This window comes from Desulfonatronum thiosulfatophilum, assembly GCF_900104215.1.
Classification (GTDB): Bacteria; Desulfobacterota; Desulfovibrionia; order Desulfovibrionales; family Desulfonatronaceae; genus Desulfonatronum; species Desulfonatronum thiosulfatophilum.
The window spans coordinates 106,403-132,689 of record NZ_FMXO01000010.1 but is presented as its reverse complement, the minus strand read 5'-3'; the positions used below and the strand labels follow the sequence as shown (position 1 = coordinate 132,689).

General features: G+C 57.6%; 23 protein-coding genes and 1 riboswitch. Of the genes, 18 read left to right on the top strand and 5 right to left on the bottom strand.

The features are described 5' to 3' along the window. Positions 1 to 4: 4 nt before the first annotated feature. The 6 genes from cobT (at position 5) to BLP93_RS09875 (ending at position 10,387) form a co-directional block, all read left to right on the top strand. Positions 5 to 1,123, top strand: a complete 1,119-nt coding sequence (gene cobT / locus BLP93_RS09900) for a nicotinate-nucleotide--dimethylbenzimidazole phosphoribosyltransferase (protein WP_092120768.1) — start codon at positions 5 to 7, stop codon at positions 1,121 to 1,123. A 75-nt stretch (positions 1,124 to 1,198) separates the two neighbouring features. Further along, positions 1,199 to 2,242, top strand: a complete 1,044-nt coding sequence (locus BLP93_RS09895; RefSeq protein WP_244148710.1) for a polyprenyl synthetase family protein — start codon at positions 1,199 to 1,201, stop codon at positions 2,240 to 2,242. A gap of 27 nt (positions 2,243 to 2,269) precedes the next feature. Then, entirely contained in the window at positions 2,270 to 4,708 is a 2,439-nt protein-coding gene (locus BLP93_RS09890; RefSeq protein WP_092120765.1) for a sensor domain-containing diguanylate cyclase, read from the top strand. Positions 4,709 to 5,074: 366 nt separating this feature from the next. Continuing rightward, complete coding sequence (locus BLP93_RS09885) at positions 5,075 to 8,071, top strand: AIR synthase-related protein (RefSeq protein WP_092120763.1); 2,997 nt, start codon at positions 5,075 to 5,077, stop codon at positions 8,069 to 8,071. Positions 8,072 to 8,222: 151 nt separating this feature from the next. Next, positions 8,223 to 9,749, top strand: coding sequence for a DEAD/DEAH box helicase (locus BLP93_RS09880; RefSeq protein ID WP_244148709.1), 1,527 nt, complete (start codon positions 8,223 to 8,225; stop codon positions 9,747 to 9,749). 275 nt (positions 9,750 to 10,024) lie between these two features. Then, positions 10,025 to 10,387, top strand: coding sequence for a TusE/DsrC/DsvC family sulfur relay protein (locus tag BLP93_RS09875; protein ID WP_092120761.1), 363 nt, complete (start codon positions 10,025 to 10,027; stop codon positions 10,385 to 10,387). Positions 10,388 to 10,544: 157 nt separating this feature from the next. On the opposite strand, the gene BLP93_RS09870 is transcribed toward BLP93_RS09875, so the two are convergent. Both BLP93_RS09870 and BLP93_RS09865 read right to left on the bottom strand, forming a co-directional pair. Beyond that, entirely contained in the window at positions 10,545 to 10,934 is a 390-nt protein-coding gene (locus tag BLP93_RS09870; protein WP_092120759.1) for a response regulator, read from the bottom strand. A 68-nt stretch (positions 10,935 to 11,002) separates the two neighbouring features. Beyond that, positions 11,003 to 12,439: a sigma-54 interaction domain-containing protein gene (locus BLP93_RS09865; RefSeq protein WP_244148708.1), complete on the bottom strand. Its 1,437-nt coding sequence runs from the start codon at positions 12,437 to 12,439 to the stop codon at positions 11,003 to 11,005. Positions 12,440 to 12,547: 108 nt separating this feature from the next. Here BLP93_RS09865 and BLP93_RS09860 point away from each other — a divergent pair, with 108 nt between their 5' ends. The 9 genes from BLP93_RS09860 to BLP93_RS09820 all read left to right on the top strand — a co-directional run bounded on the left by BLP93_RS09860 (position 12,548) and on the right by BLP93_RS09820 (position 20,541). Next, complete coding sequence (locus tag BLP93_RS09860) at positions 12,548 to 13,561, top strand: sensor histidine kinase (protein WP_244148707.1); 1,014 nt, start codon at positions 12,548 to 12,550, stop codon at positions 13,559 to 13,561. Positions 13,562 to 13,693: 132 nt separating this feature from the next. After that, positions 13,694 to 14,125: a response regulator gene (locus BLP93_RS09855; protein WP_092120754.1), complete on the top strand. Its 432-nt coding sequence runs from the start codon at positions 13,694 to 13,696 to the stop codon at positions 14,123 to 14,125. A 168-nt stretch (positions 14,126 to 14,293) separates the two neighbouring features. Then, positions 14,294 to 14,665: a NifB/NifX family molybdenum-iron cluster-binding protein gene (locus BLP93_RS09850; protein WP_092120751.1), complete on the top strand. Its 372-nt coding sequence runs from the start codon at positions 14,294 to 14,296 to the stop codon at positions 14,663 to 14,665. Positions 14,666 to 14,880: 215 nt separating this feature from the next. Beyond that, complete coding sequence (locus BLP93_RS09845; RefSeq protein WP_161946278.1) at positions 14,881 to 15,240, top strand: response regulator; 360 nt, start codon at positions 14,881 to 14,883, stop codon at positions 15,238 to 15,240. A gap of 53 nt (positions 15,241 to 15,293) precedes the next feature. Continuing rightward, positions 15,294 to 15,857, top strand: a complete 564-nt coding sequence (locus tag BLP93_RS09840) for a hypothetical protein (protein WP_092120746.1) — start codon at positions 15,294 to 15,296, stop codon at positions 15,855 to 15,857. 77 nt (positions 15,858 to 15,934) lie between these two features. Next, a complete protein-coding gene (locus tag BLP93_RS09835; RefSeq protein WP_092120743.1) occupies positions 15,935 to 17,401 on the top strand; it encodes an SLC13 family permease in 1,467 nt (488 codons plus the stop codon). 570 nt (positions 17,402 to 17,971) lie between these two features. Then, positions 17,972 to 18,526: a hypothetical protein gene (locus BLP93_RS09830; protein ID WP_092120740.1), complete on the top strand. Its 555-nt coding sequence runs from the start codon at positions 17,972 to 17,974 to the stop codon at positions 18,524 to 18,526. A gap of 81 nt (positions 18,527 to 18,607) precedes the next feature. After that, positions 18,608 to 20,074 carry an SLC13 family permease gene (locus tag BLP93_RS09825; RefSeq protein WP_092120737.1) on the top strand — a complete coding sequence of 489 codons (1,467 nt, stop codon included), beginning with the start codon at positions 18,608 to 18,610 and terminating at the stop codon, positions 20,072 to 20,074. 68 nt (positions 20,075 to 20,142) lie between these two features. Next, entirely contained in the window at positions 20,143 to 20,541 is a 399-nt protein-coding gene (locus BLP93_RS09820) for an SgcJ/EcaC family oxidoreductase (RefSeq protein ID WP_244148706.1), read from the top strand. 162 nt (positions 20,542 to 20,703) lie between these two features. Here BLP93_RS09820 and BLP93_RS09815 read toward each other — a convergent pair whose 3' ends face one another. The 3 genes from BLP93_RS09815 to BLP93_RS09805 all read right to left on the bottom strand — a co-directional run bounded on the left by BLP93_RS09815 (position 20,704) and on the right by BLP93_RS09805 (position 23,461). Then, complete coding sequence (locus tag BLP93_RS09815) at positions 20,704 to 21,159, bottom strand: hypothetical protein (RefSeq protein WP_139162972.1); 456 nt, start codon at positions 21,157 to 21,159, stop codon at positions 20,704 to 20,706. 131 nt (positions 21,160 to 21,290) lie between these two features. Further along, positions 21,291 to 21,716 carry an FKBP-type peptidyl-prolyl cis-trans isomerase gene (locus BLP93_RS09810; RefSeq protein ID WP_092120728.1) on the bottom strand — a complete coding sequence of 142 codons (426 nt, stop codon included), beginning with the start codon at positions 21,714 to 21,716 and terminating at the stop codon, positions 21,291 to 21,293. A 149-nt stretch (positions 21,717 to 21,865) separates the two neighbouring features. Further along, complete coding sequence (locus BLP93_RS09805) at positions 21,866 to 23,461, bottom strand: peptide chain release factor 3 (RefSeq protein WP_092120896.1); 1,596 nt, start codon at positions 23,459 to 23,461, stop codon at positions 21,866 to 21,868. Positions 23,462 to 23,694: 233 nt separating this feature from the next. Then, a riboswitch (cobalamin riboswitch) is annotated at positions 23,695 to 23,906 on the top strand. A gap of 122 nt (positions 23,907 to 24,028) precedes the next feature. On the opposite strand from BLP93_RS09805, the gene BLP93_RS09800 reads away from it, so the two are divergent. The 3 genes from BLP93_RS09800 to BLP93_RS09790 are packed head-to-tail and all read left to right on the top strand — an operon-like array spanning position 24,029 to position 26,242. Beyond that, positions 24,029 to 25,045, top strand: coding sequence for a sirohydrochlorin cobaltochelatase (locus tag BLP93_RS09800; protein ID WP_139162971.1), 1,017 nt, complete (start codon positions 24,029 to 24,031; stop codon positions 25,043 to 25,045). Then, the gene (gene cbiM, locus BLP93_RS09795) at positions 25,032 to 25,658 is read left to right on the top strand and encodes a cobalt transporter CbiM (RefSeq protein ID WP_092120722.1); all 627 of its coding nucleotides are present in this window, start codon (positions 25,032 to 25,034) and stop codon (positions 25,656 to 25,658) included. Before BLP93_RS09800 ends, cbiM begins: the two co-directional genes overlap by 14 nt. Further along, entirely contained in the window at positions 25,652 to 26,242 is a 591-nt protein-coding gene (locus BLP93_RS09790) for a hypothetical protein (protein ID WP_092120719.1), read from the top strand. The genes cbiM and BLP93_RS09790 overlap by 7 nt, the downstream gene beginning before the upstream one ends. Positions 26,243 to 26,287: the final 45 nt, after the last annotated feature.

Genomic DNA, 26,287 nt, shown 5'->3' with positions numbered 1-26,287 from the left:
GACCATGTCCCTCTCCTCCATTTCTTCCGGATCAACAGGAACAATTCTCCAGGAATGCACAGCGGCCATCAGTGCGCTGAACAAGTCCGCCACGCCGGACATTCAAGCCAGACTGGACAACCTGACGAAACCCAGGGGCAGCCTCGGCAGGCTGGAAGACCTGGCCCTGCGACTGACCCTGATCAGCATGGCCGCCGGTCGCGGCAACCTTCCTCAGGCCGATCCGGCCCGGATCTACACCTGCGCCGCGGATCATGGCGTGGCCGCCAGGGGGGTAAGCAAATTTCCCCAGGAAGTGACCCGCCAAATGGTGTTCAACTTCCTGAACGGCGGCGCGGCCGTCAATGTTTTCACCCGATCCTCGGATGTGGAACTGCGCGTGGTGGACGTGGGCGTCAAGGGAGCCGATTTTGCGGACACGCCCGGTCTCCTGAACCGCAAGATCGCGCAGGGCACCGCGGATATCAGCGCCGGGCCGGCCATGAGCCTCCAGGAGTGCATCAGCGCCGTGGAACTGGGAATCTCGCTGGCCGAGCAGGCCGCGAACGAAGGAATACGCGTGGTGGGCACGGGGGAAATGGGAATAGCGAACACCACCGCGGCCACGGCCCTGTACTGCGCGTATCTGGATCTTCCTCCGGAAACGATCACCGGCCCGGGCACCGGCTTGAACGAGCAGGAAATCCGCCACAAGGCTGGAGTGGTTGGCAGGGCCTTGCAGACCAATCATGTTGAATTGCCCCCCGCCGACCCCATGCGGACCCTGGCCGCTCTGGGCGGGCTGGAAATCGCATGTTTGAGCGGGCTGATCCTGGGCTGCGCACGTCGCAAGCTTGCGGTCGTCATTGACGGATTCATCTCCACGGCAGCCTATGTGGCGGCGTGGAAGATCCACCCTTCCGTGGGTGATTACGCATTTTTCGCTCATGGTTCAGCGGAACCTGGGCACAGCGTCATCCTGCACCACCTCCGCGTCCGTCCCATCCTGGATCTGGGCATGCGTCTGGGCGAGGGTACGGGTGTCGCGTTGGCGATCCCCATTCTCCGTGCTGCAGCGGCAATGTACAACAATATGGCCAGCTTTGCCGATGCCGGCGTCAGCGGTTCCGACGACTCCGCCTGATGTATCGGATCCGGCAACTGCCATTCACACGTAGAAACCCACGCCGAACACAACTCCTTGCCTTAGACACGGGAAGTGGATAACAGCTACTCGATGCACCATCTCCAACAATTTTTCAAAGACGAACTGCCGGTCATTAATGATTATCTCGGCCGGGAAACCCGACAATTACCGGAACTGGTTCGTCCGGTGGCCGAGCATGTTCTCCGGGCGGGCGGCAAGCGCCTACGCCCTCTGCTGACCATTCTTTTCTCCCGATGCTTTTCGGCAGGAAAAAAATCACCAGACCCGCTTCCGGCATCGCGTGATATCTATCCCCTGGCCTGTGCCATGGAATTTCTGCACTCAGCCACCCTGCTGCACGACGACATCCTGGACGGCAGCGACCTGCGCCGGGGTCAGACCACGGCGCACCTGATCTTCGGCAGAACCGAAACCATCCTGGCTGGCGATGTTCTCCTGGCCCTGGGCAATCGTCTGGTTGCCGAGTACGGGGATACCCGCCTGAGCTGGCGCGTGGCCGACGCCATCATGCGCACGGCTTCCGGAGAAATCCAGGAACTGGAATGGATCAAGAACCCCACCCTGTCCCAGGAACACTATCTGGAAATCATCACCGGAAAAACCGCCTACCTGATCCAGGCCTCCTGCCACTGCGGCGCACTCGTCTCCAACTCGGGACCAGCAGTGGAACAAGCCGCCCTGGACTTCGGCATCAATCTGGGCATCGCCTTCCAGCTCACGGATGACGCCCTGGACTATTCAGCCAAGGCTGAAGTGGCCGGGAAGCCAGTGGGCAATGATTTGCGCGAAGGCAAACTGACACTGCCGTTGATATCCTACCTGGAATCCATCGCCGAGCATCAGCGGCATGAAACCCTGGCCTGGATCCGCGACCTGGGCGCCACCTCAGATCATGGCGTTCTTTCCGATCAAAACCGTGCACGCCATGATCAAATCATCCAGGCCGTACGCTCCACCGGCTGTGTCCAACAGACCCTTGATCGGGCTGCCCATTTCGTCTCCCTGGCCGACAATGCCCTCTCCAATCTCGAACAAACCCGGGAATGCACGGCTCTTCGGGAAGCTCTCCACCACACTCTGCACCGGGAAAAATAGGCGTACCAACGCTGCCGCGCAGGAATAATGGCTACCACGAATTCCATTGAGTCCCTTGCCGCAAGTCTGAACAAGACTTTTGCGCCCGCCCTGGTGGCGCTTGTCCGGGAAATTGCTTGCCCCTTCCCGGATTTCAACCGCATCGCTCAGTTCATCAAGTCAGATCCGGTCCTGACCACGAATATCCTCGCTCTTGTCAATTCTCCCTTTTACGCCCTGAATCAGAAAGTTCTGGACCTGAAGCGGGCGGCGGTCATCCTCGGGACCCTGGAACTTCTGAAAATCACGCTCAGTGTCTCCCTGTACCAGTCCATCTTTCTTTCCACGAAATGCAAGCAGCAAAATTTTCACACCTGGCGAAAGACCATCTGGTCGGCTCTGGTCGCTCAATGTCTTGCCGAACGCCTCTGTCCGGAGAAGGCTGACATCGCCTATCTCAGCGCTTTGCTGATGAACATTTCCCGGCTGCTGCAGGCCCGCCTCCCCAATGACCGTGACCATGCGGCTCTCAGCGTGGAACTGCTCCGCCAGTGGGATCTGCCGGAGGAAATCCTGGAAGCCATATCCCGGCACCACGACATGGACTCCTTGAAAGAACATTCGGCTTTTCAGCAATGTGTCATCCTTGGTTCACAGTGGTCCGATTTGGAAATGGAAAGAGAAACCGACCCACTGGAACTGCTCCGTTTCAAGCATTTGCTCCAGGGGGTGCTGCATGACGCTCCAGGCCACGACTCAGGCTTCGAGCAGCTGCGCGAGTCCATCCTGCGCCGCTTTAAGGCGCTGACGGAACTATTGAATCTCTCGGACCAGGAGGCTGACCTGCATCTGCATTCCCAGTCCATGGAAACGACCCAACGACTTTTTTTCCTGAGCTTGGATCTGTCCCAATCCACCGGCGGAGTGCAGACTCTGGCCCGGATTTTTCAGAAGCATCTTTTTCACCAATGGAATCTGCAGAACTGGGAACTTGGCCTTGCCTGGCCTCAAGGACAGGGCTGGACATTGTTCCGGCGCCATCAGGGCTCGACTGTTTCCGAAGTCCAGACTTTTGTACCATTTCATGAGCTGGCCTGGACCTTCAAGGGATTGGGCATTCCCATGCAGGTCGGCCCCGCCACCTGGGGCGAGTTGCGCATCCATCAAAAGGATCTGCCCCATGAAACCTTGGTCCAGTTGCGGCAATACGCGATTTTCGCGGCATTGGCCCTGGAGCGGTACATGCAACGAACCGCGGTCCTGGAAGAAAAGGCCGGCATGCTGGATGGTCTTCCCGTAGGCGTGGCCCGACTCAATGAATCCGGCGAGGTCGTTGCCGCCAATCCCAGCCTGCTTCGGCTCCTGCGTACGAAGAGCATCCACGGCCGAGACATCTCCTCTGTCTTGCGGGCCATCGGACTGCTCAATTCCGAAACAGCATGGCCTGAGTTCATCCGGGATGAAAGCACCCGGTCCATCAGTTCCCTGAACTGCCCCGCTTCCATGACTCCGGACATCAACACGCCCTGCCTCTACTTCACCGCTCACAAGTTCTCGGATGCGCAGCGGCCCGGAATTCTGCTGCTGCTGGAAGATATTCAGGATATTGCCGGACTGCAGCTGAGCATGCACAAGCAGCGAAACTTCCTGAAGGGCTTGGTCAACGCCATGCGGGACGTGATACTCACCGTAACCCCCAGCGGCATCATCACCTTCACTTCGAAACTGCTGCCGGCAGAACTCGTCGGCCGCAATCTTTTCTCCATCACGACTCCGGCCGGGGCTTTCGCCGAGGTCTGGGACGAGCATCTCCTGCAAACCATGAGCGATCCCCAGGAAGCCGTCCTTTTTATAGAAGGCGGACCGGCCATCCCCCTGGAGTTGATCTTCTCTCCCCTGCCCGCCTTGCCGGGTGAACCCGCCGATTACCTAGTCGTTGGACGTGACCTGACCACCATACGCCGTCTGGAAGAAAAACTCCGGCAGCAAGCCATGCTTGACGATTTGACCGGGCTGTTCAACCAACGCTATTTTCACGAGATCCTGCGCCGGGAAATCAGCCGGGCTCTCCGCAACAGGCACGCACTGAGCCTGATATTCTGCGACATGGACAGATTCAAACTGATCAACGACACCAAAGGGCACCAGGCCGGCGACGAGGTGCTGCGCAACGTCGGCAAGATATTTCGCGATACCTGCCGCAAGGGCGCGGACTTTCCCGCCCGTTACGGCGGCGATGAGTTTGTCATCCTCGCAACGGAATCCTCCGCCGAACAACTGGCTCACCTGGCGGACCGCATCAATAAAAGCGTGGCTGAGACCTTCGCCTCGGAAATCAGTTTCAGCATCGGAATCAGCGAATATTTGGCGGGGGAATCAGCGGAGAGTTTTCTCAGCCGAGCGGATCGAGCGTCATATTCGGCCAAACGGAGCGGCGGCAACACGATTGTGGTCACGGAAAAACCTGAAACCTTGGCTGCACCGTAACTTAGGCGTCTTATCCGCAAAACGAACAATCGAACAGATCTCACGTCTGCCTTCCTGTCATAAGGACAGCGGTAACGACTCAGCCCATCCGAGTAAAAGCGGACTGGATACCCGCCTTCGCGGGTATGACTGACCCGGAGACGTTGTTGAAAAAAAGTCATTCCCGCAAGGGGGGGAATCCATTGCCGAATTGATGCCATACCCCGACTGTACTGAGTCGTTACCGTTTTTTCAGCAACAACTGGTTGCAGACAGGAACTGCTTGGACAACGCCTAAGGATTGTTGGCGTTGCAATCCGCAAGAGCAAGACAAGCTTCCGAATGGAAGCCCCTCTATGATTTTTTTTGGGACACAGGAGCAAGAATATGACGTTGTGGCGAGTGGAAGTAGGCCCTAGGGACCATGTGAGCGACACCCTCGGCAACCGTGTAGGCCAAAAAATTTACCAGGAACTGGGCATGGCCGTGCACAAGGTGTCGACCGTCAAGGTATTCACGGTTGCCGGCCTTGACGAGCAGCAGATCCAGCTTGTTATGGAGCGCCATGTCCTGGACGACCCCATTCTGCACGTGGCGTCTCTTTCTCCCTTGCCCGCTCCCGATGGTTTCGACTGGACCCTGGAAGTGGGGTTCCGTCCGGGCGTCACGGACAATGAAGGCCGCACCGCGGCGCAAAGCGTGGCCATGGTCCTGGGGCTGCCCAAGCCCCTTCCGCGGGATTTTGCCGTATACACCGCCACCCGTTACCTGCTTTCCGGCAACCTGACCGAGGCCGATGTCCGGCGCATTGCCGCGGACCTGCTGGCCAACGAACTGATCCAGCGCTTCGAGATCAAGAGTTTTTCCGACTGGCAGGCTTCTTCCGGCTTCCCGGCCCGGGCCGCCCAAGTGGTCGGACGTCCCAGCGACACGGTCCAGACCATTCCCCTATCCGGCTTGAACGACAAGGATTTGATGGAGATCAGCCGCAAAGGGGTTCTGGCCCTCAGTCTGGACGAGATGCAGGCCATTCGCGGCTACTATGAACGCCCTGAAATCCGTTCGGCCCGCGAAGCGCAAGGCCTGCCGGAACACCCCACGGACGTGGAGCTGGAAGCCCTGGCCCAAACCTGGTCCGAGCACTGCAAACACAAGATCTTCTGCGCCCGGATCACCTATCGCAACCGCGACGCCGGACGCACTGAAACCGTCAACAGCCTCTACAAGACGTTCATTCAGAACCCCACAGCAACTCTGCGTCGGCGGATGGGCAAAGACGACATCTGTCTTTCGGTGTTCAAGGACAACGCCGGGGTGATCCGCTTTGCCGAGAACCACAACATCTGCATTAAGGTGGAAACCCACAACAGCCCTTCGGCCCTGGACCCCTACGGCGGGGCGCTGACCGGGATCGTGGGCGTGAACCGCGACCCCATGGGTACCGGCCTGGGCGCGAACCTGCTCTGCAACACCGATGTCTTCTGCCTGGGCTCGCCGTTTTACGATCAGCCCCTGCCCCCGCGGCTGCTCCATCCCCGGCGGGTCCTGGAGGGCGTGCGCGAGGGCGTGGAGCACGGCGGGAACAAGTCCGGCATTCCCACGGTCAACGGCTCGCTGGTCTTTCATGAGCGCTTCCTGGGAAAGCCGCTGATCTTCTGCGGCACCATCGGCATCATGCCGGCCATGATCGGGGACCGTCCCAGCCACATCAAGAAAGCCCGCCCCGGCGACGTCATCGTGATGGTCGGCGGGCGGATCGGCAAGGACGGCATCCATGGGGCCACCTTCTCGTCGGAGGAGTTGCACGAGGACTCCCCGGCCACGGCGGTGCAGATCGGCGATCCCATCACCCAGCGCAAGATGTACGACTTCCTGATGGTGGCCCGGGACCGCGGCCTCTATCAGGCCATCACGGACAACGGAGCCGGCGGCTTAAGTTCCTCGGTGGGTGAAATGGCCCAGGACAGCGGCGGCTGCGACCTGGATCTGCATCTGGCTCCCCTGAAGTACGACGGGCTGATGCCCTGGGAAATCCTGTTGTCCGAGGCCCAGGAACGGATGACCGCGGCCGTGGCCCCCCAGGATCTGGAAGCTTTTCTGGCGCTGGCCGAACAGATGGACGTGGAAGCGACTGCCCTTGGCCATTTCACGGACAGCGGGCTCTTTCATATCCGCTTTGGCCAGAAAACCGTGGGCTGCCTGGAAATGGCCTTTCTGCACGAGGGCACGCCCCAGATGCAGCTCGAGGCCGAGTGGATCCCGCCGACGCAAGCCGACGTGGAGATCTCCCCGACCAGGGACCACGGCGACCTGCTCAAGCGCATTCTCGGCCGGCTCAACGTATGCAGCAAGGAGTACGTGATCCGCCAGTACGACCACGAGGTCCAGGGCGGCAGCGTGATCAAGCCGCTGATGGGCCCCCAAAACGACGGTCCCACGGACGCCGCGGTGCTCAGACCGCTGCTGGATTCCGACACCGGACTGGTGGTGTCCCATGGCATCTGCCCCAAGTTCAGCGACCTGGACACCTACTGGATGACCGCCAACGCCGTGGACGAAGCCGTGCGCAACGCCGTTGCCGTGGGCGCGGATCCGTCGCGCATGGCCGGGGTGGACAATTTTTGCTGGTGCGATCCCGTCCAGTCCGAAAAGACGCCGGATGGACGCTACAAGCTGGCGCAGCTGGTCCGGGCCAACCAGGCCCTGGCCCATTATTGCCTCGCCTACGGCGTGCCCTGCGTTTCCGGCAAGGATTCCATGAAGAACGACTACTCCGTGGGCGGGGTGAAAATATCCGTGCCGCCCACGGTGCTCTTCAGCCTGGTCGGCATGGTGGAAGATGTCCGGACCTGCGTCACGTCGGACTTCAAACAGCCCGGCGACGCGATCTATCTGCTCGGCACGACGCGCAACGAGCTGGGCGGCAGCGAATTTGCCTCTGAACTCGGGCTTGCCTCCGGCCATGTCCCCCAGGTGGACGCTCTGGCCAACCGCCGCCGTTACCAGACCCTGCATGCAACCATTCGAGCCGGACTTGTTCGAGCGGCCCATGACCTCTCCGACGGCGGACTGGGTGTCGCCGTGGCGGAAATGGCCATTGCCGGACGTCTCGGAGCAGAGATCGACCTGGCCCTCGTTCCGGCCTGTCCCGGCGAACTCGCTTCGGAAATCCTGCTCTACAGCGAATCCGCCGGACGACTTCTGGTCTGCGTCGCGCCGGAACAGACCCAGGCATTCGAAGAACATTTCAGGGGCCAAATCCTGGGCCGCATCGGCCGGGTCATCCCGGAGCCCTTCCTGCGCGTCAACCACGGCCCATCCACAATCATCGCCGCTGCCGTCGAAGAACTGACCGCGGCCTGGAAGGCCACCATGAACTGGTAGAACCGGGCATGCCAATATGCGGACATGACTACAAGAAATCTTCAAGCGGTTCGCTTGCCTTGCTTTTGCGTATTCGCATAACATCACGCAAGCCGATCCGGTTCCATTCTGACAAAAGAAGTTGCTGACCCAAAGACGCAAGGAGTACCAATTGACTGACGAAAATATTGACCATCCGCTCCAGGAACAACCAGAGGCCCCTGTCCCGGATGATGACTTGCACCCTGAAACAACTCTGGGCGAGCTGCCTGAAGTCCTGCGGCAGGCCTGCGCCCGGGCCGGCTGGTCCGAGCTGACCCCGGTCCAGAAAAAAGCCATTCCCCATGTGCTTGCCGGCCGGGACATCATGGCCCAGGCCCGCACCGGAAGCGGCAAGACCGGAGCTTTCATCCTGCCCCTGCTGGAACGAATTGATCCAAAGAAGGCCGAATGCCAGGCTCTGGTTCTGGTTCCAACCCGTGAACTGGCCCGCCAGGTCAGCGAGGAAGCCAGTGTCTTGGCGGGAGATACGGGATTGAACGTGGTTCCGGTTTATGGCGGCACCGGCTACCAATCCCAGATCGACGCTTTTCGCCAGGGCGCGCACCTTGTGGTCGGCACGCCGGGCCGAATCCTGGACCATCTCCTCAGTCGCAACCTGAACCTTGACCATATCCGGGTGCTCATCTTCGATGAGGCCGACCGGATGCTTTCCGTGGGCTTCTACCCGGACATGCGCGAACTGCAGCGCTACCTGCCGCGTGGCGGCTACGCCGCCTTCATGTTCTCTGCCACGTATCCGGAGAGCGTGATTCGCCTGGGCGAGGAGTTCCTGAACAAACCGATTTTTCTTGGCCTCTCCGGGGACCAGGTCCATATCGCGGAAATCGAGCATGTTTACTGCGTCGTTCCCCGCATGAGCCGCGACCGGGTCCTGATCCGCCTTTTGGAGATGGAAAACCCGAGTTCCGCCATCATTTTTTGCAATACCAAGAACAATGTGGAATACGTTGCGGCAATCCTGAAGCAATACGGTTTCGACGCCGAGGACATCTCCTCCAATCTTTCCCAGGTTCAACGTGAACGTGTGCTGGCCCGCATCCGCGGCGGAAAGCTGCGTTTCCTGGTGGCCACGGACGTGGCCGGACGGGGCATTGACATCCCGGGCCTGTCCCATGTCTTCCTGTACGAGGCGCCGGAGGACCCGGAATCCTATATCCATCGCGCCGGGCGCACCGGCCGGGCCGGAGCCACGGGCCGGGTCATCACCCTGGTGGACATCATGGAAAAAATCGAGCTGGGTCGCATCGCCGCCCGGTTCAACATCAACATGCTGGAGCGCAAGACGCCGGAAGAGGAAGACGTCACCGCGGTTCTCGAGGACCGCATCACCGTGATGCTGGAAAACAAGCGCCGCACCATGACCCTGGCGCAGAAGGAGCGTACCGCGCGGTTTGTTCCGACCATTCCCAGGTTTGCACATAACGAGGACACCTCCGCCCTGCTGGCCATCCTCCTTGACGAACTCTACCAGCAGACCATGAATGTCCCCCCGCCCAAGCCGGAGGAAAAACCGGCCCCAAAAGCAACGGCAATGTCCGCCGAGACTTCGACAACGGAATCACAACCAAAGAAAAAACGCCGCCGCCGCAAACCGAAAAAAGATGATCAGGGAGATTCGTCAACCGGAGATGTTTGACGCGCATGCCAATCAAAACATAATCCCGCTTAAATAATTGCTCAAAAGCTCAGGCATAACCAGCGACTTAACTTGCAACTGGATTCCCGCCTTCGCGGGAATGACTTCAACGAGAACGCTTTACCAGGCACGTCATGCTCGCGGAGGCGGGCATCCAGGAATGCTTGCCGCAATTTACTGAGCAGTTACCCGCTTGACGCCTTTTCACCTGGTTTTAATCTTCTATTAAGTATAGGAAGAAAGCCAACCAACATGAAGACGACAAGGAGACGCGTATGACCCAGCTTGATTTTGGTGGAAAAAGTTGTGAAGTGGATCAGGATGGTTTTTTGCTGGACCCGGAGTGCTGGAACGAGGATGTCGCTCGGGCGATTCTCAAGCATCACAACGGGCCGGAGCTCAACGAGCAGACCCTGTCCATACTCCAGTTCATGCGTGAGCATTACAAGAAATTCAATTCCTTCCCGATTCTTCATGCTGTCTGCAAGAAATTGAACCAGCCCAAGGAATGCGTTCGAGAGGAATTTCTGGATCCGTTGTTGGCATGGAAAGCCGCCGGCCTTCCAAAGCCTGAAAATGTCGTCTCCGAGGCGGACGACCGCAATCACGAATTCTATCGGCTTATCTCAATGCAATAACCGTTGATTCCTCCGGGAACCAAAGGCTCAATTGGAATTTGAATGCCTGAGCCGCTCAACGCAAAAGCCGGCCTCTACTAAATGGCGAGGCCGGCTTTGTTCTTTTCATAAAGAGAACCACAAGTTCATGAGAACGCGAGCCGGATTGGCGAAACGTTCACAATGCCACGGATTGTGCGATTGCCAAGGAGCGGCGTTCGTACGCCTGTTGCAGCTTCTGCAGCAGTTCTTCCAAGCGGGCTGGCTTCATCACGTAGTCGAAGGCGCCCATTTCCATGCCCTGAATGCCTGATTCGACCGAGGCATGTCCCGTGAGCATGATGACCTCCATCAGAGGCCAACTCCGTTTCATCTCCCGCAGTACGCTCAATCCGTCCATGCCGGGCATTTTCACATCCATGACAACCACGTCCACGTCATGCAGATGCAAATATTCCAAAGCCTCGGCACCGCTTGCGGCCCCATGAACCTGGTATCCCCTGCTCTTCAGGCGCTTGATGATGGTCGACAAATACGCGACTTCATCATCGACAAACAGAATCCTCATCTTCTCCGCCACTTCGCCCCCTTTAAATGCAATCTTAAAGCCTGCATATACGAGTCCCGAACATAGACTTATGTGTCCAACCCAAGGGCCTTCATCTTGCGCCACAACGTGCTTCTTCCCCAGCCCAAGGCGTCCGCGGCCTGACTGCGCTTGCCCTTGGCCTGCTTCAAGGCGTCCAAAATCATCTGCTTCTCCATGTCCTTCCAGGTCGTCCCGGAAGACAAGGGGACCTCTGAGACAATATGCGGGAGGACTCGTTCCGGATTTTCAGCCTGTTTAGCGGGCGTAAACTCCTGAAGAGGCGATGATGTGTTACCTATACCGCGAGCATGCTCCAGGCGCAGATAGTCCGGCAGGTGCGCAAGCTGCACCTTTCCGGCTCCGCAAAATGTTACGGCATATTCAACAATATTCTTCAGTTCCCGAACGTTGCCGGGATAGCTGTATTCCAGCAGAAGCTCCAGGGCTTCAGGGGAATAGCCTGTGATTTTCTTGTGGGCATGCTCCGAGAGTGTGCGCAGCAGTTGATCCAGCAGAAGAAGGACGTCTCCTGTCCTGTCCCGCAATGGCGGGAGGTGGATGCGGATCACGTTCAGCCGGAAAAGCAGATCGCTGCGAAACTGTCCAACCTGAACCATGGTTTCCAGATCGCGCAAGGTGGCGGCAATGACCCGCACGTTGACCTTGATCCCCTGAGTGCTGCCCAGGGGGAAGACGGTCTTGTCGTCCAGAAACATCAGCAGCTTGGTTTGCAGCCCCAGGGGCAGATCGCCGATTTCCGTAAGGAACAAGGTGCCGTTGTGCGCCAGCTTGAACCGACCGGGCTTGTTTTCTCCAGCTCCAGTAAAAGCGCCTTTCTGGTGGCCGAACAGTTCGGATTCCAAAAGCGTTTCCGGCAATGCTCCACAATTGACCTTGATGAACGGCCCTTTGGAACGATCCGAGGCCAAATGGATCGCCTCGGCGATAATATCCTTCCCGGTTCCCGTTTCGCCGGTAATCAAGACAGTCGAATCGGTCAGCCCGATCATGGGCATGGCCTGAAATATTTTGGACATTTGCGGGCTGTTGCCAATGAGATGTCCAAAACGGTAAGCATTCTCGGCTTTCCAGGCCCACCCTTCGACCTGCTGCAGATTTTCCACTGTTTCCAAATAGCCGCAACAAGCTCCCTGCACATCCGTCACCGGCGCCACGGTGATCCGCACCGGCACCTTCTGTCGATCCCTGTTGATGATGTTGCCGTCCAGGCAGCATGGTTCCGATTCCAGGTCGAAATGACCCTTCTCCACCGGACAATTTTCGATACAGACGGCATTGCGTAAAATGTTCGCGCAACGAATCCCGCACGCATCCCCGCGGACAAATCCGGTCATGGCTTCCAGGGCCCGGTTCACGGCGACAATCCTCCGGTCCGAGTCCAGCAGCATGGCGCCCATGGGAATTTCATCCAAAATTTTCTGAAACGAAACAGCACTTGAAAACAGTCCATGAACTTCCGACAAGACAGCACTCCATTATAAGTTCAGCATGTAGACACTTGAATAAACAACCACTCAAGGATAAAAGCAATGATACCTTGCCTGCAAGAAAAATATTACCAGGAAATATTCATGTCCGCCCAACCGTCACGGCACAGCAACACAACCTTGTTCGTCTCCCTAGGTCTTGTATTGTTGTCCTACTTAGGTGCCATGGCGCTTTTCTGGCTATCCCTGGGCTCCAGTGAATCCGTGACGACGTATGGCGGAATCTCGCCGCACATCCTCATGGCCGGACTGGTCACTCTGGGGTTCGCGGGAATTGGAACAGCGGCATTCTTGCTGCACAGAGCACTGGCCGGGGAGCACCTGCGCGACCTCCTGGCCATGCAGAACATCAACGAGCAAGTCATCGAGACGGGAAAAATGGCTTCCATTGGCGAGATGGCCGCGGGCATCGCTCATGAGATCAACAACCCCGTTGCCATCATGGTCGAGGAAGCCGGCTGGATGGAGGATCTGCTCCAGGAAGACAAAGAACTGGCGAAATCCTCAAATTTCGAGGAATTGCTCCGTGCCTTGGCCCAGATCCGCAACCAGGGCTCCCGCTGCCGGGACATTACCCACAAGATGCTCAGCTTTGCCCGTAAATCGAATTTGCGGGTGGAAGACGTTCATTTGAATTCCTTGATTGAAGAAGTGTCTGCGTTGTCCGAAAAAAGAGCTCTCTACGCCAATTGCCGGATTGAACTGAACCTTGACCAGAACCTCCCGGCCATACCCGCCTCAACCTCGGAAATGCAACAAGTTTGCCTCAACCTGATCAACAACGCTCTTGACGCCATGGAGGAGAAAGGCGGAATCCTTACCATAACCTCAACCTCCAGCCAGATTAACAACATCGCCGAGGTACATTTCGCGGATACCGGCGTGGGCATCCCCAAGGCCAACCTCTCCCGCATTTTCGACCCTTTTTTTACGACGAAGGCCGTCGGCAAGGGAACAGGCCTCGGATTGTCCATCTGCTACACCATCATCAACAACATGGGCGGCGAAATTAAGGTAATAAGCCAAGTCGACGCCGGCTCCCTCTTCGTCGTCCGCCTGCCCTTGACCAATGTCGAACAAAAGCAGAATTTGTCTTGAGCAGGTGACGCATGCAAAGGACGTTGCCCGAAGAACATGCAGGTTCACCCATTTATTTACCCCTTTAGGGGGTAATTGACTATGGCCCTATGCAAATATCTTATGATATCAAACATCAACCCGGAGGCTGATATGTCACTGGCAAAAGTTCTTCTTGTCGACGACGAAGTCCCATTCATCGAGACAATGGTCAAACGTCTCTCCAAACGCGATTTTGAAATTTTTACGGCCAACAGCGGTCAAGAGGCTCTGGACCAACTTGACCAGCATCACGACATTGACATTGTCGTTCTGGACGTGAAAATGCCAGGCATGGACGGAATCGCGACACTGAAGGAAATCAAGAACCGTTTCCCCCTGATCGAGGTCATCATGCTCACGGCCCATGCCACCGTCGAATCAGCCATCGACGGCATGAAGCTTGGGGCCTTCGATTATCTGATGAAGCCCGCGGAAATCGAAGATCTGGTGGAGAAAGTCAAACAAGCGGAAAAAATAAAACGCGACCGTGAAGAAAAAATTCGCGAGGCCGAAGCCAGGGAAATCACATCGCGTCGAGGTTGATTGACGTACGCCGACATTATCGGTGTAGAGCATTCTAGGGACAACGGGCAGAGCGAGGTTGGCGTACCTGACCAAGCTCTGCTCGATAAGACGGATTATCTCTGTTTCATGCTACTCACGGATAATCCAATCCCCAGAAAGCAACTAAGGTTGCTTCTCAGGCAGTAAATGAAAAAAACAGATCATCAAATAACGCCTTCTTCCAGCGGAAAGATACTGATCGTCCTGCACGAGGATGACGTCGCTCCCCGATTCGACCTCGCATTAGGCCTTTTTCTCGCCGAGGTATCCGCTGATGGCGCAATCTCCAATGAAAGAACACTCGTTTTGCCGCAGTCATCCGCTGAAAATCTATGCCGATTGCTTCTAACGGAGAAAATCACCGTCATGATCTGCGGCGGCATAGAACAAGAATACTACGACTATCTGACCTGGAAGCATATTAAAATCATCGATTCGGTCATCGGCGATTATCATTGGGCGCTGCGGCGCTTCGCCGATTCGCGCCTCTCCTCCGGGGACATCCAGCGCCCCGTTTAGCATCCCCTTCACCTGTGAACTACCCGCCTCATTGTGTTTCAAATTGAAACGCAAAATTTGATTCATTTTGTTTCAAAATGAATTCTTCACGCCTACCACAATCCACAACTATCTGTTTTAATTAATCGTTACATTTGGCACATGAATTGCCTATGGCTCATATATCCGGGCAAGTGCACTTTTGCGCAACTTCTTGTCCCTGGAGTGGAGCATCCATGCGCCTATTGGTCGTTGAGCCTGATCATCTCTTTCGCGACAACCTGGTCCACCACCTGCGGCAACGCTGCTTCAATGTCTGTATTGCTGAAGATCGGCAGGAACTGATTCAGTTGCTTAACGAGGAGCAAATCGACGTTGCTCTTCTGGGCCTGGACGGGTTGCGGAGGGAAGGCCTCGAGATGCTGCGACTGATTCTCGATGTCAGCCCGAAGACCAAGGTCATCCTGATGACCAACCCGGATTGCCTGCAATATTCCATCGACGGGATGAAGATTGGCTCATTTGATGATGTTCTCGTCCCCTGTGACGTTGACCTGCTCTGTTCGAAAATCAGACAGGCAATAGCTCATAAGTGACAACAATCTAACCATTTCGGAATGCAAAAACCGGAATGCAACAGGAGGCATCTGTGGATTCATATTTGACTGTTCGGAAACTGATGCGACCCGTGGCTGATTTTCCACGGATATCTTCACAAGCTTTTTTTCATGAGGCCATGATTGCCCTGCAAAAAGCCAACGAGGAATTTACCGCCGGCCGGATCAGGCAAAGAATTCTTCTGGTGGAGGACAGGACCAGTAACATTCTGGGCAAGGTGACGCCCATGGACGTGATGCGAGGGTTGGAGCCCAAGTACGACAAAATTGACAGCTTAGCCGACGATCTCCGTTACGGCGTACCACAGGTCGTGCGGTCCATGAAGGAAGATCTGCGGCTTTGGCAGGAGCCCCTGGACGATTTGTGCCGCAAGGCCGCTGAAGTCAAGGTGGAAAGCTTCATGAATACTCCGGAACCAAATCAGGCGGTGGGCATAGATGAACGCATGGATAACGCGCTCCATCTTTTTGTCGCTACCTGTCACAACTCCTTGTTTGTGATGGACGGCGAGGCCATCGTCGGCTTGCTGCGTTTTTCCGATGTCTATTCGGCCCTCACTGAAGTCGTCCAGGCATGTGATCTTAAGTCACGCTAGATATGATGGCGACTTGGACCAAACTTGATCCAAATGAACAAAAAACCTACCTCAACCACTACTGAAGGAGAAATGGCGTGAGCGCAATTCAAGCAACCCCATCCAGAATAGACTTCAAGAGGCTGTTTTTTCTTTTCCTCGGCCTGTTTTTGTTCACCATCGTCTACTACGCCCCGCCCTGGCCAGACGCCTTGGACCCCATGGGAAAGGCCTTCGTCCTGTCCAGAGAAGGCAAGGCGGCAATAGCCCTGTTCCTGCTGGCCGGCACCTGGTGGGTCTTCGAGGTCTTGCCCATCGGCATCACGGGATTGACCATCGGCGTAGTCCAGGCTCTCTTCTTCATCCGTCCGGCCAGCGCCGCGTTCAAGGATTTCATGGACCCGTCGGTGCTCTTCATCTTCGGCTCCCTGGTCATCGGCATGGTCTTCACCAAGGTGGGCATCACCAAGCGCATGGCCTACAAGATGCTCTCCATTGTCGGTGAGCGCACCTCCATGATCTACCTGGGTTGTTTCGTGGTCACGGCGCTGCTCACCCACGTCATGGCGCACACCGCGGTGGCCGCCACAATGTATCCCCTGCTGTTGTCCATTTATGCTCTGTATGGTGAAGGCGACAAGCCAACCAAGTTCGGCAAGGGATTGTTCATCGGCATGGCCTTCATCGCCGGCGCGGGCAGTATCATCTCCTTGCTCGGCGCGGCCCGGGGCATCGTGGCCCTTGGTTTCTACAACGAGATCACCGGCAACGAAATCACCTTCCTGGAACTCAGCTACTACATGGCCCCCGTGGGCTGGTTGATGGTCTTCCTACTGTGGGGTTTGATGATGATCCTATTCAGGCCGGAAAAGGCGAACATTGACGGCCTGCGGGAGAAGGCCAGACAACTCAGTCTGGACATGGGCCCCATCTCGCGAAATGAATACATTGCCGGCGGAATCATCCTCTCGGTCATCGTCTTCCTTTCCCTGCAGTCCTTTATCCCGGCCCTGGCTCAGTTCAACAAGGCCGCTGTGCTGCTGGTTTCCACAATCATCTTCTTTATCCTGAAGATCCTGGACATCAAGGACCTGGAGGACATCCCCTGGAACATCGTCCTGCTCTTCTCCGGCGCCATGAGCATGGGCTTCTGCCTCTGGCAGACCGGAGCCGCGGAATGGCTGGCCATCAACTGGCTGAGCTTTTTCCAGAACGCGCACTGGTTCGTCTTTATCCTGGCCATGGCCTTCTTCGTGATGGTCATGACCAACTTCATCATGAACGTGGCCGCCATCGCCATTTCTTTGCCCGTGGCCCTGGTGGTTGCGCCCTATCTGGGCATGGCCCCGGAAGTCGTAGTATTCGCATGCCTAGTTACCGCTGGCATGCCATTCCTGCTTCTGGTGGGCGCGGCGCCCAACGCCATAGCCTACAACTCCAAGCAGTTCACCAGCGGCGAGTTCTTCGCCGCCGGCATTCCGGCCAGCATCCTGCTCATGGCCGTCGTGGGCCTGGCCGTCCTCCTGATCTGGCCTTTGTTGGGGATGCCGGTCTTGCTGCCATAAATTGATTTACGAATACTGCCTGAGACTCGTTCGCCTCGCGTAATACTTAGTTAGGCAGAACGAAACGACATTCCAATCAAGCCGTCGAGGCTTCCTCCCGAACGATGCCCGATTCGCCATACTGGCGGATCGGGCATTCGCATCCCTAAAGGATCAATTTTTTGATCAGGAATGATCAGAAGGCCTGATCCGAATGATCACGCAGAGAAAAATCTTGCATTACGTGAAAAAAAGCACTATCGAATCCCACATCAAATGAATCATATCCAGACAAAGTGAATCACTTCTGCCGGGTCAGACAATTCGGACAACCAAGGCGTGTTTGATTTTGTTTGCCGATGTTCCATTTTCTCGACACCCGAACGCCAAGCGACCGACATGGATAAGGTTGTCGTACTTGACGGGGAAACCCTCCCGACAGTTTACTGTGTCCCAGTGACGGCAGGAATATTTACGAATTCTGATTTTTTTGTGATATTGGACCAACGACGATCAAAATAGTGCTTTTAACACGCAACTTCCCCCTCCAAACCCACAATCCAGCGAGGGGATAACAACAGGAGGACCTCTGTGGATACAATCTTGACGATTAAAGATTTGATGCGTCCGGTAGGTGAATTTCCTCGGATCTCTGCCCAGGCTTATTTCTACGAGGTCATGCAGACTTTGGGTGAAGCCAACGAGGCCTACCTTTCAGGCAAGTCGCCGCAACGCACCCTTCTCGTAGAGGACAATGGCGTTATCGTGGGCAAGATATCCCCCAAGGACGTGGTTCGAGGACTGGAGCCGCAATACGACAAGATCGACAGTTTCAGTGACGCCATTCGCTACGGTGTGCCGCACATCGTGAAGTCGATGAAGAAAGACTACATGCTCTGGCATGAACCTCTAGGCGACTTGTGCCGCAAGGCCGGGGAGATCAAGGCTGCCAAGCTCTACAGCAAGCCGGGCGAACTCCAGGCAGTGAAGATAACCGACAACATGGACAACGCCTTTCACCTTTTCGTGACCTCGGGGCACGACACCCTCTACGTCATGGATGGGGACGCCATCGTCGGCCTGTTGCGTTTCTCGGACGTCTATGCGGCCATCTGCAAGATCGTCAGTGAATGTAAGATCACGTAGCGAAGTATCCGGAAGAGTCGGCTTCGCATATCCCAGCACTACATCAAAATACCGACCCAAACAATTTAAGGAGGACGAGGCGTGACCGCTGCTCAAGCAACCCCATCCAAAATTGATTTCAGACGATTGTTTTTTCTCTTTCTCGGTCTGTTTTTGTTTACCATCGTCTATGCGTCGCCGCCCTGGCCCAATGCCATCGACCCCATGGGCAAGGAATTCATGTTGTCCCCTGAGGGCAAGGCAGCTCTCGCCCTGTTCCTGCTTGCGGGAACATGGTGGGTCTTCGAGGTGGTGCCCATCGGCATTACCGGTTTGACCATCGGCGTGGTTCAGGCCCTGTTCTTCATTCGTCCGGCCAGCGCCGCCTTCAAGGACTTCATGGATCCGTCGGTGCTCTTCATCTTCGGCTCCCTGGTCATCGGCATGGTCTTCACCAAGGTGGGCATCACCAAGCGTCTGGCCTACAAGATGCTGATCATCGTGGGCGAACGGACCTCCATGATCTATCTGGGTTGCTTCGTGGTCACGGCCCTGCTCACCCACCTCATGGCCCACACCGCGGTGGCCGCCACAATGTATCCCCTGTTGCTGTCCATCTACGCCCTGTACGGCGAAGGCGACAAGCCCACCAAGTTCGGCAAGGGCCTGTTCATCGGCATGGCCTTCGTAGCCGGTGCGGGAAGCATCATCACCCTGCTCGGCGCGGCCCGCGGAATCGTGGCCCTGGGCTTCTATCAGGAGATCACCGGGCAGGAAATCTCCTTTTTCGAATTGACCTACTACATGTTCCCCATCGGTTGGCTGATGGTCTTCGTGCTCTGGGGCTTCTTCATGGTCTTCCTCAAGCCGGAAAAAGCCGTCATTCCAGGTCTGCGGGACAAGGCCCGCCAGCTCAGCGCGGAAATGGGACCGATCAGCCGCAACGAGATCATCTCCGCAAGCATCATCTTCGGCGTCATTTTGTTCCTCTCCCTGCAGTCCTTCATCCCAGCCCTGGCCGACTTCAACAAGGCCGCGGTGCTTCTGGTCTCCACGATCCTCTTCTTTATCCTGCGAATTCTGGACATCAAAGACCTGGAAGACATCCCATGGAATATCATCCTGCTCTTCGCCGGCGCCATGAGCATGGGCTTCTGCCTCTGGCAGACCGGGGCCGCGGAATGGCTGGCCATCAACTGGCTGGGCTTCTTCTCTGAGGCGCACTGGTTCGTCTTCGTCATCGCCATCGCCTTCTTCGTCATGATCATGACCAACTTCATCATGAACGTGGCCGCCATCGCCATCTCCGTCCCGGTGGCTCTGGTCGTCGCTCCCTACCTGGGCGTGGCGCCTGAGGTCATTGTCTTCGCCGCCCTGGTCACAGCGGGCATGCCCTTCCTGCTCCTGGTGGGCGCGGCGCCCAACGCCATCGCCTACAACTCCAAGCAGTTCACCAGCGGCGAATTCTTCGCCTACGGCATCCCGGCCTCCATCCTGCTCATGGCCCTGGTGGCCCTGGCCGTGCTCCTGATCTGGCCGCTGCTTGGCATGCCGATCCTTACGAACTAGCCTTCCACCCTTAGCCTCCCGGCCCACATCGGGCCGGGAGATTTTCACATACACAAGGAGAGACAACCATGAATTGCCTAGAAATGCAGAACCAGGAAGAGATCTGCACCCTCTTCGAGGCCTGGAACCAGGCTCTTCAGACCGGAGACCCCGACAAGGTCGTCGCCCTCTACGCCGAGGACGCCATCTTGTTACCCACTGTGTCCAACAAGGTCCGCCACAACCATGCCGAAATCCGTGACTACTTCGTCCACTTTCTGGCCATGAAACCCCAAGGCGTGATCACCGAATGCAACACCCGCTCCTGCGGGGATTTGGCGGTCAACTCTGGCGTGTACACCTTCAGCCTTTGCCCCGAAGGCGAGTGCTCCCGCGCCGTCGCTGCCCGCTACACCTTCGTCTACCAGCGCTTCGGCGACAAATGGCTGATCGTGGAGCACCATTCCTCGGCCATGCCCGAGAAATAAGCGGTACCGATTACCATCGCGCCCTGCGTTTATCGAAATTCGTCATGCGCAGGGCGCACCGGCGCAAGCCGCTCAGCACGCAAAACAAAACGCCCCACCGACCATTAACGGTCGGTGGGGCGTTGCAATTGGTTCATGCCTGCCCGTACTGGTGTTTCATGTTCAGGTTGCGCATGTCGCCGACTCTCGCGGCAACCCCGCCTCCACATACTCCCTGAGCTTGGTGCACGTCCGGCTCATCTTGAGGATTTCCTCCTCATTCGGCGCCCGCCGCGCATAGCCTTCCACCGAGCAGATTTCCTGGAACGCGTCCAGGGCCTGGAGTTCTCCGGCCAGTTCCTCATCCAGGCTTGCAACCAATGCCTCCCCAGCCTGGGCCTCCATCCGCCGCAAGCCGTCCACAAGGTCCTGAAACGTATGGTTGTCCGGAAGGTTCTTGCGAAACATCAGCAGCCCCATGATGTATTTTTCCATGGCCATGGCAAAAAGATTGTACAAGATCTCCGGAGTAAAGACCTCGGGCCGATTGATTCCACCCAAGGCGGTTTTATGAAACTGGCGGCCTTCGGCAATGAACTCCATCCAGGATTCCTTTGGGGTCAATCTCGGAAGTATCATGATTCTCCTTGCAGCTGTGATGATGTGTCGACCAAGGCTTGGTCACAAAAAACGCCGCATCGAATGTCAACGACGCGGCGATCATGCCATGCCAAAGCAAGCATGGTGGTGTAAACTTTGGATGGTGCAAGTTAGGCCACTTCGACCACTTCCAAGTCAAACGTGAGATTTTCACCGGCCAATGGATGGTTGGCGTCCAGAACGATGGTCGTATCCGTAAGATCGGCCACCGTGACCACCGTGGCCTGTCCGTCCTGGCTGACCTGCAACTGCTGCCCGACTTCGGGCTGAATGTGATCCGGCAGCTGAGTCCGTTCCACGGAGAACAGCAACTCCTCCTGGCGGGTTCCGTAGGCGTCTTCCGCGGGAATGGTCACAGTCTTCTTGTCGCCGACCTGCATTCCGGACACGGCTTTCTCGAAACCGGGAATCAACTGTCCCTGACCAAGGGTGAACTCCAGCGGATCACGTTCCGCGGAACTGTCGAAAACCTGTCCGTTGTCCAGCCGCCCTGTATAGTGCACCTTGACGTTATTTCCGGTTTGTGCCTGTGTCATAAGTCCTCCACGAGTTTTTAGGTTGAAAATGGTCGCGGCCGGGATGTGTTCCCGGCCGTCCACCAATTATAACCACGTCACGGGACGTGGAAAGGGAATGCCGACATTAAGGGCTTGGTGATCCGTCCGTTTGACTGGACCCATTCGGTCTACTTGTGTTCCTTGATCGTCTGCAGAACGATATCGTCGTACGTCTCCAGCAACCGTTCCAGCCGCCAGGGGTTGGAAACCAGGTAGACCATGTCGCCGTCAATGTCCGTGGCAATGTCCCGGCCGTTCTCGGCGATGAACTTTTTGGCGTCCCGACCGCCCACGATCCAGCGGGTGCCGGAGATGTCCACGGGTTCGTACCCGGCCTCCACGTTGTATTCGTCCTTGAGCCGGGCCATGGTGATCTCGAACTGCAGCGGCCCCACCGCGCCCAGGAGGTAGTCGTTGGTGCGCAGCGGTCGGAACACCTGAACCGCCCCCTCTTCGCACAACTGCAAGAGTCCCTTTTCCAGCTGCTTGGCCCGCATGGGATCCCGCAGGCGGACCCGGCGGAAATGCTCCGGCGCGAAGCTCGGGATGCCGGTGAACTTCAGCGGTTCCTTGATGGAGAAGGTGTCGCCGATCTTGATGGTTCCATGGTTGTGGACGCCGATGATGTCGCCGGGCCAGGCCTCCTCCACGCCGCTGCGGTCATGGGCCATGAAAATGGTGGCGTTGGCGATCTGCATGTCCTTGCCGATACGGTGATGCCGTACCCGCATGCCCTTCTGGAACTGTCCGGAAACGATCCGCAGAAAGGCGATCCTGTCCCGGTGCGCCGGGTCCATGTTCGCCTGAATCTTGAAGACCACTCCGGAAAAATCCGGCTCCAGCGGCGAAACCAGCCGGGTTCCCTTTGCGGTTTCGGCCTCCCGGGGCTGGGGCGGCGGGGCCAGTTCCACAAAGGTGTCCAACAGCTCCTGGACCCCGAAATTGTTGATGGCGCTGCCGAAAAACACCGGAGTCTGTTTCGCCGCCAAATAGCGTTCCAGGTCAAAGGGATGACCGGCTCCGGCCAGCAGTTCAGCGTCCTGGCGCAGGTCGGCAGCATCGCGGCCCAGCAGTTCGTCCAGTTGCGGATCGTCCAACCCCTTGACATGCACCACGTCCGTGGGCCGGGTGGATTTCTGGCCGTCGGGCACGAAGAACCGCAGTTCATCCCCGCGCAGGTCATAGACGCCCTTGAACCCCTTGCCCATGCCCACGGGCCAGGTCAGGGGCGCGCATTCGATTCCCAGATTGGTCTCGATGTCGTCCAGCAGTTCAATGGGTTCCTGCCCGTCCCGGTCCAGCTTGTTGATGAAGGTCATGATCGGCGTGTTGCGCATCCGGCAGACCTCCATCAACTTCCGGGTCTGCATCTCGACGCCTTTGGCGCTGTCGATGACCATGAGCACGGAATCCACGGCTGTCAGCACGCGGTAGGTGTCCTCGGAGAAATCCTGGTGACCGGGGGTATCCAGGAGATTGATCTCATGGCCGTTGTAGTCGAACTTCATCACCGAGGAGGTCACGGAAATGCCCCGCTCCCGCTCCACGGCCATCCAGTCCGACGTGGCGCCGCGGGTGGATTTCTTGGCCTTGACCGCCCCGGCAAGATGAATGGCTCCTCCGAACAGGAGCAGCTTTTCCGTAAGCGTGGTTTTTCCGGCATCCGGGTGGCTGATGATCGCGAACGTTCGCCGACGTTCGACTTCTTTTTGCAATTTGTTCATGGCATTGAGGGATGTTGAATGATTCTTGATCTGTAAAAAAAAGAAAACCTCGCCGTCCCTCGGCACGACTCCGATGGCGGCAAGGCAGAAGATGGCAATGGGAGGATATCAGGGGCGCACGGAAGATCCTTGCTGGCAAAGCCGACAAATTAGCGTTATTTTCCGCCCATGGTCAAGCTCCCATGGCATTGCGACTGCCTGGCATTTGACTCCAAAACATTACGCGGATACGAAGCTATCAAAAACATGCTGGTCTCCGTGTTGGAGACGAAGAGGGAATCCGGTGCGATGCCGGAGCGGACCCGCCGCTGTAATCCCAGTTCATAGAGAAGCGTATCGTTCCATCATTCCGATCATTCTGCTTCCGGCTCAGGCCGGGCAAGATGGGAGGCGGAGCGTGTTCAACTGGGAAAGCCAGAATACCTGCCTGCATGAGCCCCGAGGCAACGGGTGTTTGCCGTTGAGGGGATGTCCCGCCACGCTCCTGCTCCATGGTTCCGCGCCGAGACTCCTGCTCATCAGAATTTGTTTCCGCCCGTTTCCACTCTACATCACCGGAGTGAATTAATGCATTTCGACCCTCAAGCCCCCGCCCATGGTGGTCACGGCTGTGAACACGGCTGCAACCACGACTGCCATGGCCACGGCCATACCCACAATATTCACCACGACCACCATGACCATGATGACGGCCACGGCCATGACCACCATCATGGTCCCGAAGCGCCATCCGGCCCCAAGCGTCCAGGCATTCTGCTGGCCACCTTCGGCACCACCATCATTCCGGCGCGCAAGGCCTATGACAGCTTCGAGGCCAGGGTCCGGGCTCGTTATCCGGATGTTCCCGTTGCCTGGGCATTCACGGCCCACAAGGTCCGCCGAAAGCTGGCGGCCCGAGGCCTGCCCCACGATTGCGTGGCCGTGGCCCTGAGCCGGTTGCACGACAGCGGCGTGACCCATCTGGCGGTGCAGTCGCTACATACGATACCCGGCGTGGAATATTTCTGGACCCATAATCTGGCCAAGGCTTACGAACACCCCCGGAAAGGGTTTCATCAAGTCCGGGTCGGCGTTCCGATGCTCAACGAGGACGCAGATCTGCACCGAGCCGCGGCCGCGCTGCCGGAGTTCATTCCCGCGGAGCGCAAGCCGGATGAGGCCGTGATCCTGGTCGGCCACGGCACCTATCACTCGGGCCAACGGCGCTACCTGGACTTTTTAGCGCAAATCCAGGAGCAACACCCTTTGTTGTTCATGGGACTGCTGATGGGGGAACCCGGAATCGCCGCAACCATCGCCCGGCTCCGGGAGGCTCGCGTATCCACGGTCTGGCTGCTGCCCTTCATGACCGTTTCCGGCTACCATGTCCGCAAGGACATGTTCGGCGACCATTCCGGCTCCTGGAGCAACCAGCTCCGCGCCGCGGGCTTCGATGTCCGCGAACATCTCCCCGGAACCATCGAGTGTCCGAATTTCCAGGCCATCTGGCTGGACCATCTGGATGTCGCCGTGTCCGATCTGGATCTCGATGATCATGCCGACTGCCCCATCGATCAGGGCAAAACAAAGCATGCACATTGCTGAAGGAATACTTTCCGCTCCGGTCCTCGCTCTGGGCGCGGCGACAACCGTCACCGGCCTCTGGATCGGTCTGCGCCGGCTGGACGAGCAGCGCCTGATCATGGCCGCGGCCCTGGCCGCGGTTTTCTTCATCGGCTCCCTGATCCATGTTCCCCTGGGGCCGGGAAGCGTGCATCTGCTGCTCAACGGGCTGGCCGGGCTGCTCCTGGGCTGGGCCGCCTTTCCGGTTATTTTCACGGGGCTCCTGCTCCAGGCTCTGCTCTTCCAGTTCGGCGGCCTGCTGGTCCTGGGCGTGAACACCTGCACCGTGGCCCTGCCTGCCATCCTGTGCGGCGTCGTGTTGCGAGGATTCCTTGCCCGAGGTGGGACAGCGGCCCTGACGGCCGGATTCGCAGCCGGTTCCTGCGCCGTCCTCGGCACCGCCCTTCTGGCGGGCACGGCCCTGACCCTGACGGATCAGGGCTATCTGACAGCGGCAAAGCTCGTCGTTCTTGCCCACCTCCCCGTGGCGATCATCGAAGGGGTCATGGCCATGTTCGTTGTGGGGCTCTTGGGCCGGACCCGTCCGGACCTGCTGACCCATCCAACGCAATATACCGGAGGCACGCCATGCTGAGCCGGTGCCTGGTGCTCATTTTCCTGCTCATCGGCACGGCAAATCCCGCAATGGGCCACAAGCTGCTGCTCATTGCCTGGGTCCAGGGCGACCAACTCATGGCCGAGGCCGCCTTCGGCACGGGACAGTTCGCCGCGGAAATGCAGATCATCGTCGACGATGCGGTTAGCGGGGAAACACTCCTCACCGGCACTACGGATGAGCAGGGCTATTTTGAGACCATTCTCCCACAGGAGATCCTGCGTCGGGGAGCGCCACTTCTGGTCACCGCCTCCGACGGTGCCGGTCATGTGGCCCGACAGACCATCCCCGCCGAAGATTTGCGGCCTTTCATCAGCGAGGAGCTGACGGAAAAAACCGTGCCGGCCGGGGACGCCAAACAGCACCAGCCGGGAATATCCGGTCTGGATGAGGCTCTGCTCCAGAGACTCGTGCAGGATGCCGTACGTCAGGAAATAGCTCCTCTGCGCCGTGACATTTTAGCCTTGAGCCAGACCGGTCCGGGCATCCCGGAAATCATCGGCGGCATCGGCTGGATCATCGGCCTGGCCAGCCTGGGCGCCTGGCTCCTGCGCCGCAAATAGCCTTCTCCGAACTGCGCAAACTGCGGCAAGCAATGACATAAACCC